General features: G+C 41.6%; 16 protein-coding genes. 3 read left to right on the top strand and 13 right to left on the bottom strand.

The window, feature by feature from the left end; genetic code table 11:
- Window positions 1–10 precede the first annotated feature (10 nt).
- The 3 genes from NSS87_RS10065 to NSS87_RS10055 all read right to left on the bottom strand — a co-directional run bounded on the left by NSS87_RS10065 (window position 11) and on the right by NSS87_RS10055 (window position 4,202).
- The gene (locus NSS87_RS10065) at window positions 11–1,054 is read right to left on the bottom strand and encodes a YeiH family protein (protein WP_042186676.1); all 1,044 of its coding nucleotides are present in this window, start codon (window positions 1,052–1,054) and stop codon (window positions 11–13) included.
- 224 nt (window positions 1,055–1,278) lie between these two features.
- Window positions 1,279–3,258, bottom strand: coding sequence for an ATP-dependent DNA helicase (locus tag NSS87_RS10060; RefSeq protein WP_339246721.1), 1,980 nt, complete (start codon window positions 3,256–3,258; stop codon window positions 1,279–1,281).
- Between the two features lie 92 nt (window positions 3,259–3,350).
- Entirely contained in the window at window positions 3,351–4,202 is an 852-nt protein-coding gene (locus NSS87_RS10055) for an aldo/keto reductase (RefSeq protein WP_339246718.1), read from the bottom strand.
- A 197-nt stretch (window positions 4,203–4,399) separates the two neighbouring features.
- Here NSS87_RS10055 and NSS87_RS10050 point away from each other — a divergent pair, with 197 nt between their 5' ends.
- Both NSS87_RS10050 and NSS87_RS10045 read left to right on the top strand, forming a co-directional pair.
- Window positions 4,400–5,293, top strand: a complete 894-nt coding sequence (locus tag NSS87_RS10050) for an AraC family transcriptional regulator (RefSeq protein WP_339246716.1) — start codon at window positions 4,400–4,402, stop codon at window positions 5,291–5,293.
- A gap of 400 nt (window positions 5,294–5,693) precedes the next feature.
- A complete protein-coding gene (locus NSS87_RS10045; protein ID WP_339246715.1) occupies window positions 5,694–6,446 on the top strand; it encodes an SDR family oxidoreductase in 753 nt (250 codons plus the stop codon).
- A gap of 218 nt (window positions 6,447–6,664) precedes the next feature.
- On the opposite strand, the gene NSS87_RS10040 is transcribed toward NSS87_RS10045, so the two are convergent.
- The 3 genes from NSS87_RS10040 to NSS87_RS10030 all read right to left on the bottom strand — a co-directional run bounded on the left by NSS87_RS10040 (window position 6,665) and on the right by NSS87_RS10030 (window position 8,925).
- Complete coding sequence (locus tag NSS87_RS10040; protein WP_339246712.1) at window positions 6,665–8,170, bottom strand: dienelactone hydrolase; 1,506 nt, start codon at window positions 8,168–8,170, stop codon at window positions 6,665–6,667.
- A gap of 138 nt (window positions 8,171–8,308) precedes the next feature.
- Entirely contained in the window at window positions 8,309–8,455 is a 147-nt protein-coding gene (locus tag NSS87_RS10035; protein ID WP_339246710.1) for a hypothetical protein, read from the bottom strand.
- A gap of 113 nt (window positions 8,456–8,568) precedes the next feature.
- A complete protein-coding gene (locus NSS87_RS10030; protein ID WP_339246708.1) occupies window positions 8,569–8,925 on the bottom strand; it encodes a hypothetical protein in 357 nt (118 codons plus the stop codon).
- 175 nt (window positions 8,926–9,100) lie between these two features.
- Here NSS87_RS10030 and NSS87_RS10025 point away from each other — a divergent pair, with 175 nt between their 5' ends.
- Window positions 9,101–9,634, top strand: coding sequence for a GNAT family protein (locus NSS87_RS10025; protein WP_197071313.1), 534 nt, complete (start codon window positions 9,101–9,103; stop codon window positions 9,632–9,634).
- Between the two features lie 221 nt (window positions 9,635–9,855).
- Here NSS87_RS10025 and NSS87_RS10020 read toward each other — a convergent pair whose 3' ends face one another.
- The 7 genes from NSS87_RS10020 to NSS87_RS09990 all read right to left on the bottom strand — a co-directional run bounded on the left by NSS87_RS10020 (window position 9,856) and on the right by NSS87_RS09990 (window position 18,236).
- Window positions 9,856–10,830: a phosphotransferase gene (locus NSS87_RS10020; RefSeq protein WP_339246705.1), complete on the bottom strand. Its 975-nt coding sequence runs from the start codon at window positions 10,828–10,830 to the stop codon at window positions 9,856–9,858.
- Window positions 10,831–11,493: 663 nt separating this feature from the next.
- Window positions 11,494–12,120, bottom strand: a complete 627-nt coding sequence (locus NSS87_RS10015; protein WP_339246702.1) for a type 1 glutamine amidotransferase family protein — start codon at window positions 12,118–12,120, stop codon at window positions 11,494–11,496.
- A gap of 109 nt (window positions 12,121–12,229) precedes the next feature.
- Window positions 12,230–13,192, bottom strand: a complete 963-nt coding sequence (locus NSS87_RS10010; protein WP_339246699.1) for a YafY family protein — start codon at window positions 13,190–13,192, stop codon at window positions 12,230–12,232.
- A 652-nt stretch (window positions 13,193–13,844) separates the two neighbouring features.
- Window positions 13,845–14,801: a pectinesterase family protein gene (locus NSS87_RS10005; RefSeq protein ID WP_339246696.1), complete on the bottom strand. Its 957-nt coding sequence runs from the start codon at window positions 14,799–14,801 to the stop codon at window positions 13,845–13,847.
- Between the two features lie 27 nt (window positions 14,802–14,828).
- On the bottom strand, window positions 14,829–15,719 hold the full coding sequence (locus tag NSS87_RS10000) for a prolyl oligopeptidase family serine peptidase (protein WP_076283264.1): 891 nt from the start codon (window positions 15,717–15,719) through the stop codon (window positions 14,829–14,831).
- An 11-nt stretch (window positions 15,720–15,730) separates the two neighbouring features.
- Window positions 15,731–17,092, bottom strand: coding sequence for a glycoside hydrolase family 28 protein (locus NSS87_RS09995; protein ID WP_339246694.1), 1,362 nt, complete (start codon window positions 17,090–17,092; stop codon window positions 15,731–15,733).
- A 22-nt stretch (window positions 17,093–17,114) separates the two neighbouring features.
- Entirely contained in the window at window positions 17,115–18,236 is a 1,122-nt protein-coding gene (locus NSS87_RS09990; protein WP_339246692.1) for a glycoside hydrolase family 88 protein, read from the bottom strand.
- Between the last annotated feature and the right edge of the window lie 55 nt (window positions 18,237–18,291).

Here is an 18,291-nt window from a genome sequence, read left to right as displayed (position 1 = left end):
ATGCAAAAGATCACGCCAGACCAAACCAGTGAACTAATGTAAATCCAACTAAGGACAACAAGACCGAACCTATAAGCCCTGCTGCAAAAGATTTCATCCCCAGTCGTCTAAATGCGGCCAAATCAACGTTTAAACCAAGTCCAGCCATCGCCATAGCGATTAGCATATAAGCTATCGTTACAATTCCATTTGCCACTGATGCTGATACGATCCCTAATGAATTCACACCACTGACGAGTAAGAAGCCTAGAATAAACCAAGGAATAGGAATGCTTTTCCATGAGGCTTTAGATTGTCCACCTTGCACTTTTCTTTCTGCACGATTGGTCCAAACCCCAATTAAGATAGCAACAGGAACGAGTAAGGCCACCCGAGTCAATTTAACGATAACCGCCATATCTACTGCTGCGCTCCCACCTGCATCTGCTGCTGCGATGACGTGAGCAATTTCATGTAAGGTAGCTCCAGAGAAAACCCCATAGCCTAGATTCGATAAGCCTAGTAAAGGATACAAAAATGTGTATAGCAACGTGAATATTGTACCTAAAATTGCAACTATCGCCGCGCCAATCGCAGTTTCGTCGTCTTTGGCTTTGATTTGTGGAGCAATCGCCACCACCGCTGCCGCACCGCAGATCGCTGTTCCGCACGCTGTTAAAATACTGAGTCGCTTATCAACTTTGAACAGTCGGGCAAGTCCGTATACAACAGAGATCGTAAATACGATCACAATCACAGCCAGTAGAAATACCCGTGGACCTGCAGCAACAATATCCATTAAATTTAATCGCATACCGAGCAGGATAATCCCTAGACGTAGCAGCTTTTTGCTGGAAAAATCAGTGCCATGGGTGATCGTACCCGGCACTCCAACGGTTGCCCGCCAAATAATTCCGATTAAGATGGCAATGACCAATTGGCCCATAATAGAGAGAAATGGAAAGCCTGCTAAATATTTTGCGACTAATGCAATGATTAAGGTTAACCCAATACCAAGTGCAAAACCAACTTGTTTCTTATTGTTCGATTGGTATAATCCCTGTGAATCCCCCATGTCGTGTACACCCCTTGTATGAATCTCTAGATGACGGAGGTATGTATTTCCCTTCCCCCATGAATCAACAATAATACGCCATGGATCGAAAGTTAAATACCAATATACTATCCGTAAGATTAGTATTCCTTATGCTTGAATTCACGCAAAAAAAAGCTCCTTCGAGAAGCAGCATGCCAGAGCATCCACCTCACCAAAAGAGCGATTGTGTTCCTATATTATATTTACACTTCAAGCTTCTGAAGCTTAGTTCCCTTCGGTAGTACAGAAGTAATATACTCGTGAACGGGATGTTGTCCTTCAGCTTCCGCAAGTACCGTCACAATTCCTTGGTCCGTACCCGTTCTGATCAGACGTCCCATTCCTTGTTTAAGTCTTAGCAGCATGTAAGGCAAATCCACATCTTCAAAAGGATTGGAGGTCTCCGCACGTTTTGCCATAAATACAGGGTCGAGCGGAGGATAAGGTAGCGACCAAATGATCACATTAGATAGTGAAGGTCCTGGTATATCTAATCCTTCCCACAGCGTCACCGCACAAAGCACACTATGCTCATCCCGTTGAAAAGCTGAGATCAGATAGCTGATCTCCTGATCCCCTTCATAGAGGAAAGAATACTTGCTGGATTCTGCTCTCTGCGAGCTGAGCTGCTTGAACTGCAGAAGTTCTTCTCGAGTTCGGAATAGTAGCAGGGCTCTTCCTTCTGTCTGCTGGATAAGCTTTAGGGAGATTTCCATTTTCTCAGCAAAATCACCACTCCGAAGCTCTGGTACATAGACATTCATCTGGTGCTCATAATCATAAGGTGAGTCTACAGAAAAAGACAGGAAGTCGTGTATCCCAAGACTATCCTTCAAGTATTGAAATGATTTATCCACGGATAAAGTAGCCGAAGAGAATACAATTGGCATTTTTTGCGTGAATAAACTGTCTTGAAGTACTTCCTTAACATTACGCGGCATGACCGACAGCGTTAAGCCATCGCTATCTTCTGTCGCCCAGCAGATTAATGCACCTGAATCCTCAAACAATCTCAACGCGATCTCTATAGTCTCCAAACGTTCTTCCACAATCCGCAATTGATATTCATCAATCGTGTACAGTCCACTTTCGAATACTAATTCTTCTTCAATAGCGGCAATTACACTACGCATGCGATGCACCTCACGGATTAGCGATGCATTTAGCTCAATGCTTTTTCGATCCGATCCAGGAATGGTGCGGCATTGACGACGAATGTGTTTAAACATTTGCTCACTTTGCATAATCGCTTCATCGATAAGAACAGCAAGCGTTTCACGAATCTCATTCTGTAACAGACGAGAGATTAGTTCTTCAAAGACGACATGCTTCATTTTATAGCCTAACGCCTTCATGGCGGCAGATTCTAACAAATGCCCTTCGTCAAACACAACTGCACAATGCTCTGGAAGCAGAGGAATTTGACCCTCTCGTTTACGCGCTTCATAAGTCCAGACATGCTCCATGTAATAATCGTGGGAACAAATGATCAGGTCGCTTGATTTCCGGTAATGATCACGGGACAACGTTTGTCCACAGCGATGACGCATATCACAAGTAAAACAATCCTGAAACGTATCCCAGTTGATCTTATTCCATTGTTCATCATTCAGATCTGAATAATCCCTACGGTCGCCGTAGGCATGGAACTGCTGCATCGGTGCATGAGAATGTACAAAATCAGGTAAAGTACCATACAAACTCTCCAGCGGCAAGCTCCCATCATCATTGTTGCGAGCATGGTCCAGCTTTTTCAGACACATATATTTATCTGGAGATTTCGCTAGTCTGGCATCAATATTCATATTCAGATGCTTCGCAAGCTTGGCAATATCACCCTCTGGCTTCACCAACTGCTCAATCAAGGACTCGTCCGCACAGGCGATAATCGCAGGTTTGCCCATATACCTTGCATAACAAATGCTATACAACAAATACACTAAAGTCTTACCCGTACCGACCCCTGCCTCAGCAAAAATCGTCTTCTTCTCAGCAAAAGCTCGCTCCACCTGAAACGCCATGTAAATCTGTTCATCACGAACTTCAAACCCTGCCTCAGGAAGAATTTCATAGAATACATCGCCGACCCATTCCCCTACTTGCTCCATAAAAGGTCTGGTCCGATCATATTCAAAAGGATACTGTGTCGCCAACAAGCCTACCTCCAATATTTGATCAGGCATATCACGTTATGCCATGAAAAATAGAATCAACGGAAAAACTCTATTATCTCATAAGATTGGAGTAATTACAAAGTAGTTCATTCGAAAATATGTTAGATATCGAGTTTACGAGTACCAATCCATTTCACCATTTCAGGATCCCGATGTGAAAAGAACAAACTCTGATTCGTATCTAACTTAGCAATGGATGCCATATCCTCTTGGCTTAATTCAAAATCAAAGATATTGAAGTTTTCGATAATTCTTTCTTTACGAACTGACTTCGGAATCACAACGATTTCTCTTTGTGTGAGCCACCGTAAAATCACCTGAGCCACGGATTTATTATACTTTTCAGCTATGGATACCAGTAACTCATTCTGGAACAAATTATTTTTCCCTTCAGCAAAAGGCGCCCATGACTCGATTTGAACATTATTTTCAGTCATAAATTCCGCATTTTCGATTTGCTGGTTGAAAGGATGCGTTTCAACCTGATTTACAGCTGGGACTACTTCATTATGAAGAATTAAATCAATCAAACGATCCTCATGAAAATTACTAACGCCGATCGCACGGATCTTGCCCTCACGATATAATTCCTCCATAGCTCGCCATGAGCCAAACACATCGCCAAATGGCTGATGAATTAAATACAAGTCCAAATAATCAAGCTGTAATCGGTTCAGTGATTGTTGAAATGCTTTCTTTGTGCGCTCATAACCCGTATCTTGAACCCAAAGCTTTGTAGTGATAAATAATTCCTCTCTTGCCACGCCACTCCGTTTAATAGCCCTGCCAACTGCTTCTTCATTTAGATAAGAGGCGGCAGTATCAATCAGGCGATAACCTGCCATAATAGCGTCATAAACGCTTTGCTCACATTCATTTGCATCTTGAATCTGATAAACACCAAAACCGAGTATAGGCATTTCAACATTATTGTTCAAAACTACTTTTTGCATAATATTACCCTCCAAGTTTTCAATGATTATGTGTAAATCCTCTTTCTGTTTGCATATCCTTATTATGTACCTGATGACAAAGTGACCGTTATCCCATTCTTGCCAAATGTTTGCCTAATCCTCTCACTAACACTTATGTAAGGGATGAATATAGACTATAATCAGACTATAAAGAGATAACGAAATGAGAGGATCAAATGCCTGAAATAATCACTAAACAGCAGAATGAACTCGTAAAAATCATTGACCATTTCACAGAAAAAGATGGTGTTCACCAAACTGCTATTCCCTCTTTATTTTTCATGCGTGACTCGAATGCGTCCATACCAAAGCATGGAGTTTACAAGCCTTCCTTATGTTTGGTGGTACAAGGGGCTAAGGAGGTATGGCTGGCACAGGAGCGTTTTAGATACACCCCCTCCGATTACCTCATTGCATCCGTTCACCTGCCAGTTACCGCCCAAGTCACTGAAGCCACTTCCGATGTTCCATACTTAGGGTTCAAGCTTGAATTTACAACAAGTCAAATTTTAGAGGTTTTACAGGAATCTGAAGTTCGAATTTATGCTAAAGAAAATCCTAAGCGAGCTATGTTTGTTAGCCAGATGGAGTCTTCCTTAATGGATGCGGTCCTACGGTTAGCTCGATTGTTAGATCAGCCTAAAGACATTCCAGTGTTAGCTCCATTATTTACAAAAGAGATTCTTTATCGGGTGCTACAAGGGCAAAATGGGATTGCATTGGAGCATATTGTAATGGAAGGAAGCTCAACTCATCTAATCAAAGATGTTATTGAACATATCATGAATAACTATGCTAGTTCTTTTAAGATTGAGGAGCTTGCCGAAATAGCGAATATGAGTGTTTCTTCGTTTCATCGGTACTTTAAAGAAGTAACTGCAATGAGCCCTATTCAGTTCCAAAAACATCTGAGACTTCAGGAAGCCCGCCGGTTATTACTAACCGAGTCAGCAGATGCCACCGATGTGGCATTTCGAGTAGGCTATGAAAGTCCTTCGCAATTTAGCCGTGAGTATTCCCGCATGTTTGGTTTTCCTCCTAAACAGGATGTAAAGCGTCTGAAGGCATAACACGTTTAGATAAAACCTAATCTTAAATAGTAACTGACCCAAATAAGGGCGAGCATAGCTAACTGTAAGAAACGATAACTTAGCAAGACTAGTAGGCAGCCGGTCATCACGACAGCCAGATGCCGCAAGCTTGCAGGTCGATCAATACCTCGTAGGGTGCCAATAACGGAACTTCCGTCGTTGCGACTCTGAAATTCTGCGGTCCAAAGACTCTAATTTGTTTCATATGCCCCTCCATTAAGTAGTTCAATTATTTTGTTAGTTTTATTATGTAATAACAACATTAAAATAACTAACAATGTGCTATCAAATTTATTATTTACAGTGTAAAATAGGATATAATCTATCTTTATTCTGATAGCATTAGCAAATTAACTACTGATTACAAGGAGGGCTTATTATGGTAAACGTACAAGGACGATGGGCACTTATTACGGGGGCAAGCAGAGGCGTCGGTTATGAGACAGCGATTTTCATGGCCAAGCAAGGGTGTAACCTTATTCTACATAGTCGAAACTTAGAACATACCAAGAAAGTGAAGGAAGAGGTACAAGCGCTTGGTGTTGATGCATATTGCGTACAAGCCGAGCTTGCCAATCACGAAGAAGTAGTTGCCATGCTAGATGACATTGAAGCTAAAGAAATCCCTGTTGATATTATTTTCAACAATGCAGCCGTGCAAATCGCTTACAGAAGAGATTACTGGCAAACTCCTGTGGAAGACTTCGATATGAGCTTCCGAATTAATTTCATTTCCATTGCGACGATTTGCCACCGATTGATTCCTAAGATGATTGAACGGGGCTTCGGACGTGTCATCAATACAACAAGCGGAATTAAGAATGAACCAGAGCAGGCAGGATATGCAGCAAGCAAAGCAGCCCTTGATAAATTTACGAAGGATTTGGCATCGAGGCTGGAAGGCACCAACGTTATGATTAATATTACGGATCCAGGGTGGTGCAGAACAGATCTAGGAGGCCCGAACGCACCTGGAGCAGTGGAGAACGTTATTCCCGGAATCGCGGTAGGTGCTTTTGTGGATGACAAGAAGAGCGGACGATTCCTCCATGCGCAGAATTTTACTGGCATGACATTGGAAGAAGCCGTTGCCAAAGCGGAAACAATCGAAGCAAATCCCTATATTATATAATTCATGAATTCTAGAAGGCCAGTGAGCTCAAAAAGAAGCCAAAAGCCATTTCAAAGATGAAATCATACACTCAATTACGAGTATCCATTGATTATCCAAAAGATCTTGTATTCATTCTTCTTAGACAAAATAATAACTCCCCTTCAAGTAACGGTTATTAATTAAACCCCTGTCTACTTGAAGAGGAGCTTATCAAAATCGGTAACCTGTTACGTAATTTATAATAGTGAGGTTACGAACTTTACCTCCGGAAAGCGACTATTCGGTCCTTTCATTAAGATTCCGCCTTGATTTTTCAGATACATATCGAAGAAATCAAGCATATAGGCATTAATAACGGAGTTTGCTCTTTCGGGAGCAATCTTTCCGGTAACGCCGAGTATTTTGAATATCGGAGTAATGAACTGTACGTCGGTGAAATTCAAATGCTCCGTATTTTCGATATAAAGGACTTGTCCCCCTTCGTCGACTGTTTGGCGCATCCGTTCAAGCTCCAACTTTTTATCTTCCGTTACTTTATCCTCCCACTCTCTTGTTGAGCCCATACGGTTAAGCTCTGAATCCGTGTAGACCCGGTTATCCATCACCATTTTTAATTTTTCAAATTCGCTTTCCGAGTTGATGAACAAAAACGGCTTACGCAGACCCTCTCTGTCACGCAAACGATAAAGCCCTCCATCAAAGTCTATTCCAACCGCGATTCGCGGATCGTAAGAAGCGTCATAGGCCGTCGCTCCACCGATGGAATGACCGAACACACCGACATTACCGAGATCAACTCTCCCTTTTAGATGACTTGGAATCTTCCCCGATTGGATGAGCTCGAATTGGTCCAGCACAAACGCCACATCGTCGGTTAAAACTTTACCCAACTTGTCGCGATTACCTCTTTCCGTCTGGTAATCATGGTCAGGCGAGAATAAATCGTTGGTTGTGCTGGTCGTGATTCGACCGTCCGGAAACTCGGTTGCAAATGTATTATAGGTGTGGTCAATCACTGCCACGATATATCCGTGACTCGCGAGATATTCAGCTTGCGCCGTGTGGAGGAACCTGGAAGAGCCGAAGCCGGGATTCGCAAGGATCAGTGGGTATGAAATCTGTGCAGAAGAGACTTCAGCCCCCGAATAAGAATGACTGGATACGTACTTTAGGTGTTGTAAAGTAAACTGGGGAAGGCCATAGTTCGTGGCCATATAACGTAAAATCTGGGTATCTGGAATAAAGGGAGCGTACTTGCCAGTGCCATCTTGAGCCGGATACCATACCTGAACCATCAATTCTCTCTTGCCTGTCGCGGTTTTGCTAAATGTTTCCTCACGGTTTTGGTCTATGAAATGAAAGATTTGCGTGCCTACCTGCAACTCGCCGGTTGGCGCCGGAAAGTCGAATACAGGAAACACATATAGGAAGCACCCCGTTGCGATTAGCCCAAACACGATAAAAAGGCGGCCCAGCACCCTACGAATTCGCGAAGCAGTCCGAGCGACTTTCCGCGTTCTAAAAACGTCTATAAGCGAAAGCATAAGCATCAGGATTGTAAATCCGTATAAAAATACAAGCTGAACCCTGTATCCTTCGACAAGTAAATGTATCACTAAAAAAATGGAGCCTGCTCCGCTTGTCAGGAGCATAGCAGATCTTCGAATACGTTGATTTAAAATGAACAGGAGTCCAAAAAAACTAGCACTTGAAAAGAATAGCAGCATTTCAAAAAACCTCACGACCAACTCCCCCTTAAAATTAATCCTCTCAATGGATTAGTATAGAGGAGCTGTTAGGTTGATGCCATTGATCTAGATGACATTTCATTGATCTAGATGACAATTACCTAACACTTTTGTAAGGTTTCGTGAAAAAAATTACTGAACATGTATTTCTGATTTGATATCATGTTGACTTAAAAATTTCATTAAATCATTACTCAGCTGCACAAACTCATTGTTAGCATTATTCGCATAATCCGGCAGCATCATATCCCTAACCATTTTAGTTCGTAGCCATGTCATAAAGAAAAGATCCAACAATAAGTTTGGAAATTCAAGCACCATTTTAAGCATTGGTGGGTCAATTGAAACACCAGCTTTTTGTATTGCCCTTAGATACGCTTTTAAAGTGACTGTTATTTTGCGTGCAGCCTTTCTAGTTCTGGCTCTTTTTTGTCAATGATCTTATTCTCAGAATGCAAAATGCTCAACATGGCAATGTCTGATACGGAATGTGTGATTAGATACGACTGCATATCCTTTTTAATAACGTAGGGAAGCTTTGCTAATTTAAATAATTTTGCGAGGTTTTCTATGCGTTCTGTCACTACACCATTAATTTCTCCAAATGCAGTTGCCGCTATAATCTTTGGTAGAAATCGAGCATGCAATACTTCATCTTTAATCTGTCCACCGAAGCCAGGAATAGCTGGTAAAAGTCTATCCCCTACGATATCCAGCCACGAAGAAAATCCAATTGAATTACTAGACATTGCGCTTGTTGGACTATCTTTTTAGGGTAAGTTTAAGTAAAATATCCTTACAATAATAAAGGAGTGTGTGCCAATGATTGTCACCCTGATTTCTCTACGGTTCAAATTTCAACTGTAAACAGGGGGCATTAATGAACACGTCCCCGTTTGCAAGATATGGGGGATTACAGTGTCAATTAACAAATCACTTTTCTCTGGGCAATTAGTTCGTTTATGCGCATCCCGCCCTGAAGATGCCACAACCTTGGCGTTATGGAGTGAAGATGCGGAATATCTAAGGAACTTGGATACTGACTTCGTCATGCCGGATTCTATTGAATCATTCGAGAAATCGAACAACAATAGTACAAAAAGTATGGAATTTCATTTGCGAACTATCGAAAGCGATATACTTATTGGATTTGTTGCTCTGTTTAGCATCGAATGGAACAATCAATGTGGAAAAATGGCAATTGGCATTGGCGATCCAAACTTTCGGGGCAAAGGCTACGGCACTGATGCGTTGCGTTTGATTCTAAGGTATGGATTCTGTGAACTGAACTTACATCGAATCGGACTCGATGTCATCAGTTACAATAATAGTGCAATCCATGCCTATCAAAAAGTCGGATTCCAAGTTGAAGGCACGATGCGGGAATCTGTACTAAGAGACGGGCAGAAGTATGATCGTATTCTAATGAGTATCCTGCGAAACGAATATCAGAAATAACGAAAACAAGCTTTTCTTAAAATCGGTTTGAGCAATTTCGAGTCCATACATCACATTTGTGACCTAGAACCAAGCCCCTTTTCGAGGGGATATTTTATTTCACCTATAAAACTTGCCGCTACTTGTGATAAGGTTCCGCGCTGTCTGTAACTGCAAGTTTAAAGGCCATCCTTTGTGGGATGGCCCTTCCTTTTCTGGCTTTGTTAAAGTATCGTACCCGGTTAACACAAAAAGTCCATATCAATATAGGGAGTGTTATTTAACAAATTTTCATAGTAGAAGCGTCGGGCTTGCTCATCCCATTCGCTCCAATCAGGAGCGTTAAAATCTCTGCTTCTATAGAGCGCGGCTAAAACTCTAGCTTGCCTTAAATTAATAAATAATGGGATTTTGTTTAACCAATCTTGACTCACAGTATTTTCCTTACAATAGCCGTTTAAGAAGTTGCAATAGAAACGCTTTGCAATCTCCTTCCTTACATCTCCAGACACAACCCACGAAATAGGGATTTCATAAAATAATGGTGTAGCAATATCAGAAACAAACCAGCTATATTCCGCGTCATCAAAGTCAATAATAAAGGCTTTGTCCCCATCATTAAGATAATTGCCAGGGCTGATATCCCCATGAATAAGACCGTACGTATCTTTTTCTTTGGGTAGAGCGCTAACTTCAGTAATTAAACGATCAAAGTTATCGTGTAATTCTAACGGACAATATTTCTTAAATGAGGCTAATAGGGCATTATCATTCCATTCATAGCGTGAATGTTGGGACGAATAATTAAGTGAAAACTTATGTATTTTCCCGACCATTTGACCGATATTCTCATAAAACGTATTGCTCTCCTCGGCTATTACTGCATTTCTGCCGGGTGCTTTCTCAAAAGCTGTCACAACAAAGGACTCGTCAATTATATGAATAAGATCCCCTGATAAAGACTGAATGGGCTTCGCTACTTTCATTCCGCGATCGGCCAGGAACATGATAAAATCTAGTTCCGCTCTTGTTAATAATTCATTCTGATGTGTGACATGGGCAATTCTTAAAATAACTTCTCGATCTCCAACTACCCCGGAATAAACGAAATTTTGAAACCCATTTAATTCGAAAATTGAGTCTTCACGTATTCCAAAACATTGCGCGGACTGTCTCAAAATATCTTGTGTGTATAGTAGTTTAATCTTTTTATCCATATAACCTCTCCCCCTTTACTTTTATGGTATCAAAAGGTGCTGATTGAAAATATACTGAATTTGATTTAAAATCAAATTCTACACAAAAAGCCACATCAGAAAGCTTGATGTGACTTACAAGTGAATCCCCATTTTTTATGCAACTTTTCAGGGGTCGGGACATAAACCATGCGGCCATGAATGTACTTCTGAATTTCTTTTAGCAACTCTTCCGGAAAGATAATATCTGCATTTACATATTTTATGATAGCTCTGCTCCTTAAATTTTTTTTTGAAAATTTAAGGGAGCAAAGTCATTCTATCTGACGGGGCTCATGAGATGCCCTCAGTGCGGGGCAACGCTTGTCGCGCATCGAATATACGACACGCTGAAAGCTACGTCATCGAACGGATCGCGGCGGTAGTACAAACGCCAAAACTGCTGGACGACATTGTCGTTAGCCTCAATAAGTCGCGGAGCAAGAGCGTTGCTCCGCTTCAAAAAGAGCTATCACGATACCCACTTCCTTTCGTGGGAAGTGACGAGATGTTCCACTCAAAAAACGATAGATTTAAGTACCTTAACCCTTTATGCTTAACTATCGTACTCCGTTAGAATTCCTGTTGAACGAACATTTATATTGTTACTCATGTGGCATTTTGTCCATATTAATGCTGATACCTTCATTGTATTGAATTCATCAACTCATAGTAATATTTAGAATCACTAGTCTTATTCAGGCTATACCAGGCGTCTAATGTTTTTGGAGAAAACACATCCAAAGCTTTCAAGATGTGTGCAGAAAATTCCAACGGAGCTATTCCAGATGCTGTGATCAGTTTTCCATCAGTTACAGCAGACTCCATTTTGTAATACTTTTCTCCTGTATAAGTGGGACAGATCATTTTAAGGTATTCCAGATCATTGCTTGTATGCCCACGTGAATTCAGCAATCCTGTCTGGGCAAGTCCCATTGTAGCACCACAAATCGCTGCAACCCATATACCTTCCCTTAAACACCTCTCAGCGATTTTTAAGAGGGGGTCGTGAATGGTTTCTGTCCATGTATCTCCACCGGGTAAAATCAATAGATCTGATCTTTCAATGCTGCACTCATCCAATTTGATGTCAGGCAGTATTTTCAATCCACCCATTGTAGTTACTGGAGTCTTATCAATTCCCAGGGTAACTATTTTTGATGGGGCCAGCCCCTTTTTATAATATCTTCCCGAGTTCAGTTCGGCAGTTAAGTAGCCTATTTCCCAGTCTGCCATTGTGTCAAACACATAAAGATATACCGTATTATTCATTTGCAAGTTCTCCTTATTTTATAATTCATCAAGTGATACCAACCATCGGTAATCAATGATTATCATCATTATAAAATGACTTCACTGACATCCACTGTCAGTGAAGCTATTAAAGTTGATAATATTCCATTAACTCCGACACAACACCAACTAGTTTTTCCTTCAAACTCTGTGGTTCGATTACTTGAATGGATTTCCCGTAGGATAAGAGAAAATTAGGAACATAGGTATGAATTGATTTTTCCTCAAGTAAAAAGATTGCTTGATTTGATGTACGCTCTTTCAGATGATGCCCCAAAAACCAATGCAGGCATAAGTCATCCAACGCCTCTGAGCTACCTTCGATAATTAAAGCAATTAACCCGTCCTTGCCGACTAAATCAGGTAATAGATTTTGCAAAAAAAATTCCCGAGCCAAAAAAGCTTCGGAACGCTTAAATATGTTTTGAGTACGCTTGATTTGTAAAATCCGTTCTACCCGAAAGCTGCGAATCTCATTTCTCAGGTGGCAAAATGCAACAATATACCATTTATTGTTCCAGTAAACCATTCCATAGGGATCTATCACCCTAGTCTTGGGTTGATCATCACGGCGTGTGCGATAATCAATTTCTACAGAGAATTCGTTTGCTACAGCTTGCTCCAATTCCGCCAATACTGGCTGAATAGAAGGGTCTCCCATACGGTTTATAACTTCAAATCCGGCTAAATGACGGCTGAGAACACTTTCCTGTTCCTGATTCGAATACATTTTCAATTTGGATGTCGCATTACCTAATGCCTCACTCAAAGGGTATCCGGCTTCTTTTGCAAAAACAGCAGCATGAAGAAGTGCTTTTTTTTCTTCAATATCAAATAGCAGAGGTGCTCTGATAAAATTATTCAGCAAGCTATACCCGCCATTATGACCAGTGTCGGATATTATAGGCACTCCACTGGCACCTAGCGCATCAATGTACCGATAGACTGTCCTTATATTTATTTCTAACTTTTCGGATATTTCTTTTGCGGTCATTTTAACGCCCGAATTCAGCATCCATAGGATTGCCAGCATATTATCGTTTTTTGGCATCACATATACCTCATCTTTTATTAGGAACGCTCTAAATTATTAGCTTTGCGAATCGCCTGCATCCCTTTATTCATCAATCTAACAAAATATAGAGGAGATTAGCTCATATAATGAACTAACCATCCTCTATTTATGTTACTACAATTAACTCAGTCTACAACTTTATTTGCCGAAATATTATTAGATAATCAATTTATAGGCATCAGAACCATTCATTTTATCAATAAGATATTCACTACAAACTAGCCTTCGACTTAACTTAAAAAAACATTCATAATCATTTTAATAATTGTACTGACTATCCATTAAGTGATCTTGGTATACAAGTGCATTAACACTCAAAGCTAGCAAAATATTTTTTTAGTATTAAACAAAAGGTGGGAAGAAGAAATGCATTGGAAAAAGTATTTTATTCTATTGCTACCAACGATATTAATTGGGCTATTTTTATTTTACATTCTTCCAGCAATCCAGAGACCTTATGTTTTAATAGTTCCTATGGTATTTTGGTTGATCTATTACTTTTGGATATATATTGAAAGAAAACAAAAGAATAAATGATAAAGAGCTCATTCATTTAAAAAAGGCAGCCTAGGACTTTATCTCACTCGTCCATGACTGCCTCTCTTTTATAAACTAATCAATTACAGTATTACTTCCAAAAGTCCGTCCCAGCAAAAACAAACGCTTTATCCAGCGCTTCTCCCCCATCCTCATAGCAATCCGCCCAGGGAACACGTTGCTTTCGTACATTAGTAGCATCCTTCACGCCATATTCCTGATAACCTACGGTTAGCTCATTGGCGGCATTATTCCAGTTATCCCAGCCCAAAGGATGAATATGCGAACCCATCTTGCAACCCACAAATACTGTCTTAGCGTGCTCGCGCCAAGGGCGTCCTAGATACACCGGAGCAATATCACGCACTGCTGTTAAGAAGCAATTTTTAAAAATAAAACCATGTGACTGTCCCTCGGGTGTCGAAGCTGCTGTTATATACCCTGCTTGATTCTCGCTATGACGCAAGCTTCGGATCTCACATTGATCGAAATAAGCCGTTGCACCGCCAAAAATAAAATCAACCGTTCCTTCTATATAACAATGCTGATACAACTGGCGATAATGGATATGATGATCTCTCAGTGGAATGCCTCCGAATGCCCCTCGCTCTCGTGGAGCAGGCGGCAAAGGTCCTGTAAATAACGTGTCTTGATACCCTTTGAAGGTACAATGTCTGAACACGGTTTGGTCGCAATGTGCATAAACGGCTACCGCCTGACCAATATGTTCTCCCTGCCCAGCACTGTTGGTAATCACCAGGTTCTCTAAGACCAGGTCGGTACCTCCCAGAAATAACGTTGGTGTAGCAAACGTATTGATTTCTTCACCCGCTTCATCACGCTCTTTGGCATAATGATTCATGGTTATTTCCACGAGGCCAATCCCTATAATCGTTAAATAAGAACGATAAATCCTAACTGTCTCATTATAGATGCCTGACAAAATATAAAGCGTATCTGCTTGGCTAATTGGCTCACGCTCTAGCGAATTTATCGCCTCTTGAATCGTGTGATAATCGCAACAGGATTCTTTGCCTACTACTAGCATCGGTGGCTAAGTTCCTTTCTATGGATTTTAGAGATGCTTCGCCAAAAATTGCTGCCATAAAGTCCGCATTTCCAAGGTCTCCATATGCCCACCACTAGAAATGACAGGTTGCCAATGTTCTGATTTCCCTGCCGTTTGATAAGCTTCGGACAGCCCTCTATCCAAGAGTGCTACTCCTTCAGTGGGACATAGCCGATCATTTCTGCCTACTAGGCTCATTCGCGGGCGGGGAACGATCCGCTTTTGAATATCGAGCGTTGTGAAATACTTCAATAACCCGGGCACATAAGAATAGTAACCATGGTGATCTAGTCCTCTTACCGCAATTAGGGTATGTGCATCTACTTGACCACAAATATCGACAATCACCCCGACTCGTTCGTCTAATGCAGCCAGCCACCATGCCATCAAACCACCCATGGACATACCGATTGTTGCGATTCGTGACGTATCAATATCCTCACGTTGGCACATGTAATCTAGCATACGAATATTGTCATATAGCATCATGCCCCACATGACCTGCCCCTGCCACAGCATTTCCTTCACTAACTCACTCTCAGTTCTGCCACCACGCTCATTAAATCCCCACATGTCGATACAGCAAGCAGCGTAACCCATCTCTGTTAAGACTTTAGCAAAAGAGGGCTGTTGCAAATAGGAACTACTCTGAACAAACTCGTTACGTCCATTCGTGTAATTCCCTCCATGAGAATGATTAAAGATAACTAGTGGAAACGGCCCTTCCTTATCCAAAGGGATTGCCACATAAGCCGGCACCTGTTCAATTCCATTAAGATCCAGTAAAAGAGATACCAGACTATATCCGTCCCGCTCCTCTTGGTTCATCACAGTTACGGCAATCGGCTTATCCGACGGAAGATCGCCCAACAGTTCCTTCAGTTTATCACGCTCCATGGTTCCCTCCCTTACGGACACACATTCTGTTCTGTGGGCGAAACTGTAACTTGTTCTACTAGTTTTTCAGGCTTGCTCGTGTTCTTCGAATGACAATTCATGATCTCAATCGCTTCGCCATTTTCAATATAAAAAGCAGGCCCTTCATGATTCTCGATGGTCACCTGATGAAATTGCACATCCCTTGCATTGCCCAGAAAAAATCCGCGATTGTTCATGTTCTCGATCCCTGTCATCATATCCGGATGCCCGGGAACTGCATTGCGTGCCATGGAGATATCAATATTTGTAAAAGTAATCTCCGAAACATACTGCTCCGCAAGTCCATATAAGAATCCCGCAGATGCATGAACATTACGTGCGGTAATATTGGCGAAATAAATTCGTCTAAAGCATGGCGTTTCATCTGTAATCGGATAAGGATTTTTGTCCCACACATACTTCTCTTTCCCGCGTGGTCCACAGAAATAGTATAGATTTAGTGTGAACGGACAAATGACTTCTTCCATTACAATATTACTGATCCGAATATCTTCAATCGTCCCTCCGCGTCCACGTCTTGATTTCATGCGTATGCCACGATCGGTTTGTTTAAAGACACAGTTACTAATGGTTACATTACGAATATCTCCGCTCATTTCACTTCCGAGTACAACACCCCCATGCCCATGAACCATGGTACAATTGGTGATCGTGATATTCTCGCATGGAATGCGCTCTTTCGTATCTTCAGTTCCCGCTTTGATAGCAATACAGTCATCACCTACATCAATATTACAGTTACTAATCCGAACATTCGTACAAGATTCTGGATTAATACCATCTGTGTTCGGAGAATCAGCCGGGTTCAAAATAGACAGATTATCGATCGTCACATTGTAGCAGCCCACAGGATTAACGGTCCAGCTTGGAGAATTCACTAGCGAGACATCCTTAATCGTTACCCGCTGACAGCTATCAAATCCAATCAAAGTTGGACGGGGATATTCGAGCTCTTCAGGGCGGTTCCGAAATATATCCCACCATGCTTTGCCATTACCATTAATAGTTCCGCTTCCGGTAATCGATACATTGACTAAACCTTTGCCATGAATACAAGGCGTATGAACCTGCTGCTTCACTCCTTCCCATCTGCATTCCACCGCAGGATAATTCACCGGATTCGTACTGAATGAAAGAATCGCTCCTGGATTTAAATTTAATTCAATATTGCTTTTCATAACAATCGCACCCGTATAGAAAGTACCTGCTGGCACATAAACGGTTCCTCCACCAGCCTCACTTGCCGCTTCAATCGCATGCGCAATCGCCCCTGTCGCTAACATCCCGCTATTCTTAAGCGCGCCAAAATCCTCAATATTATATACGGACATTTTATAGCACTCCTATTCTATATCAGATCCAGCCTCTTAATTGTTCGTACTCCACACAGGCTTGCAAGAAAGCACCGACACCCTTTTGGTCGTTAGTGACAATAGGCTCACTAATGTAATAAGCGAACGTGCCGTCTCGTTGATCTGCTCCACCTAACCCTGCTACTTGGCAATTCTTATTTAGATTGACCCATCCTTCTTTGGTCTCCAGAACAAACTCTGAGATAAGTCCTTGGAAGGCGAGATCTAACGGTTCGTACCAACTAGCCTCTAATACGCCTAATCGAATACCTTTTGCCATAGCATACACAATCATGCTAGAAGCAGAAGCCTCTAAGTAATTCCCTTTGCGTTGCCCCAGATTCACTACTTGATACCAGACGCCAGATTCAGGATCCTGATATTTCTTCACAGCTGATAAAGTATCGTTTAGAATACGCACCAGCTCTGGATAATCGGAATGCTCACTCGGCAATAACTCTAGAACATCTACTAAAGCCATAAGATACCAGCCAAGTGAACGCGCCCAAAAGTTTGGAGAGCATCCTGTTTCGCGGTCACACCAAGGTTGAAGACGCTGTTCATCCCATGCATGATATAACAGACCTGTTTCCGAATCCTTCGTATGCTTCTCACACAAGATAAATTGTTTCGTAACATCTTCAAGCCCCTGCCCTTCTTCAAAAGCTAGCAAGTAGGCTAAATAGAAAGGCGCGCCCATATAAAGACCATCTAACCAGATTTGATAGGGATAAATATTTTTATGCCAAAAAGCACCTTCCGAGGTTCGCGGATGTGTCTCTAGCTGCTTTCTAAATAAGGTAGCCGCTTGTTTATATTTTTCCTGCTTGGTTTCTTTATATAGCGTAAATAATAATTTCCCGTTGTTAATGTGATCGATATTGTATTCATCTAGGCGATAACCCTTAACGCTGCCATCCTCCTGAATAAAGTTATCCATCTGATCTTGAATGAATTGCAGATACTTCGCATCACCGGTTTGCTTCCAAAGCCATTCAAATCCATTCAATACGACACCATAGTCATACGTCCAGCTTCCGTTGTAGCCTTTATCTTCATAGAGCTTTGGTGTCCTCGCCATGATTGAGTCTGCTGTGCGGATTGCCCAATGTGATCTCTTCATCCCAACCCCCTGATTATCATTAAATTTAAGAATATCTTTCCCACAAAATAATAGG

Origin of the sequence: Paenibacillus sp. FSL F4-0243 (assembly GCF_037963295.1) — a bacterium.
Taxonomy (GTDB): domain Bacteria; phylum Bacillota; class Bacilli; order Paenibacillales; family Paenibacillaceae; genus Paenibacillus_AQ.
Note: the sequence above shows the minus strand (reverse complement) of the source record. Positions and strands in the feature narration are given on the sequence as shown.

Coding starts and splice junctions, on each gene's coding strand:
- NSS87_RS10065 (WP_042186676.1), bottom strand. CDS start 1,054: ATGGGGGATTCACAGGGATTATACCAATCGAACAATAAGAAACAAGTT.
- NSS87_RS10060 (WP_339246721.1), bottom strand. CDS start 3,258: ATGCCTGATCAAATATTGGAGGTAGGCTTGTTGGCGACACAGTATCCT.
- NSS87_RS10055 (WP_339246718.1), bottom strand. CDS start 4,202: ATGCAAAAAGTAGTTTTGAACAATAATGTTGAAATGCCTATACTCGGT.
- NSS87_RS10050 (WP_339246716.1), top strand. CDS start 4,400: ATGCCTGAAATAATCACTAAACAGCAGAATGAACTCGTAAAAATCATT.
- NSS87_RS10045 (WP_339246715.1), top strand. CDS start 5,694: ATGGTAAACGTACAAGGACGATGGGCACTTATTACGGGGGCAAGCAGA.
- NSS87_RS10035 (WP_339246710.1), bottom strand. CDS start 8,455: ATGACATGGCTACGAACTAAAATGGTTAGGGATATGATGCTGCCGGAT.
- NSS87_RS10030 (WP_339246708.1), bottom strand. CDS start 8,925: ATGTCTAGTAATTCAATTGGATTTTCTTCGTGGCTGGATATCGTAGGG.
- NSS87_RS10020 (WP_339246705.1), bottom strand. CDS start 10,830: ATGGATAAAAAGATTAAACTACTATACACACAAGATATTTTGAGACAG.
- NSS87_RS10015 (WP_339246702.1), bottom strand. CDS start 12,120: ATGAATAATACGGTATATCTTTATGTGTTTGACACAATGGCAGACTGG.
- NSS87_RS10010 (WP_339246699.1), bottom strand. CDS start 13,192: ATGCCAAAAAACGATAATATGCTGGCAATCCTATGGATGCTGAATTCG.
- NSS87_RS10005 (WP_339246696.1), bottom strand. CDS start 14,801: ATGCTAGTAGTAGGCAAAGAATCCTGTTGCGATTATCACACGATTCAA.
- NSS87_RS10000 (WP_076283264.1), bottom strand. CDS start 15,719: ATGGAGCGTGATAAACTGAAGGAACTGTTGGGCGATCTTCCGTCGGAT.
- NSS87_RS09995 (WP_339246694.1), bottom strand. CDS start 17,092: ATGTCCGTATATAATATTGAGGATTTTGGCGCGCTTAAGAATAGCGGG.
- NSS87_RS09990 (WP_339246692.1), bottom strand. CDS start 18,236: ATGAAGAGATCACATTGGGCAATCCGCACAGCAGACTCAATCATGGCG.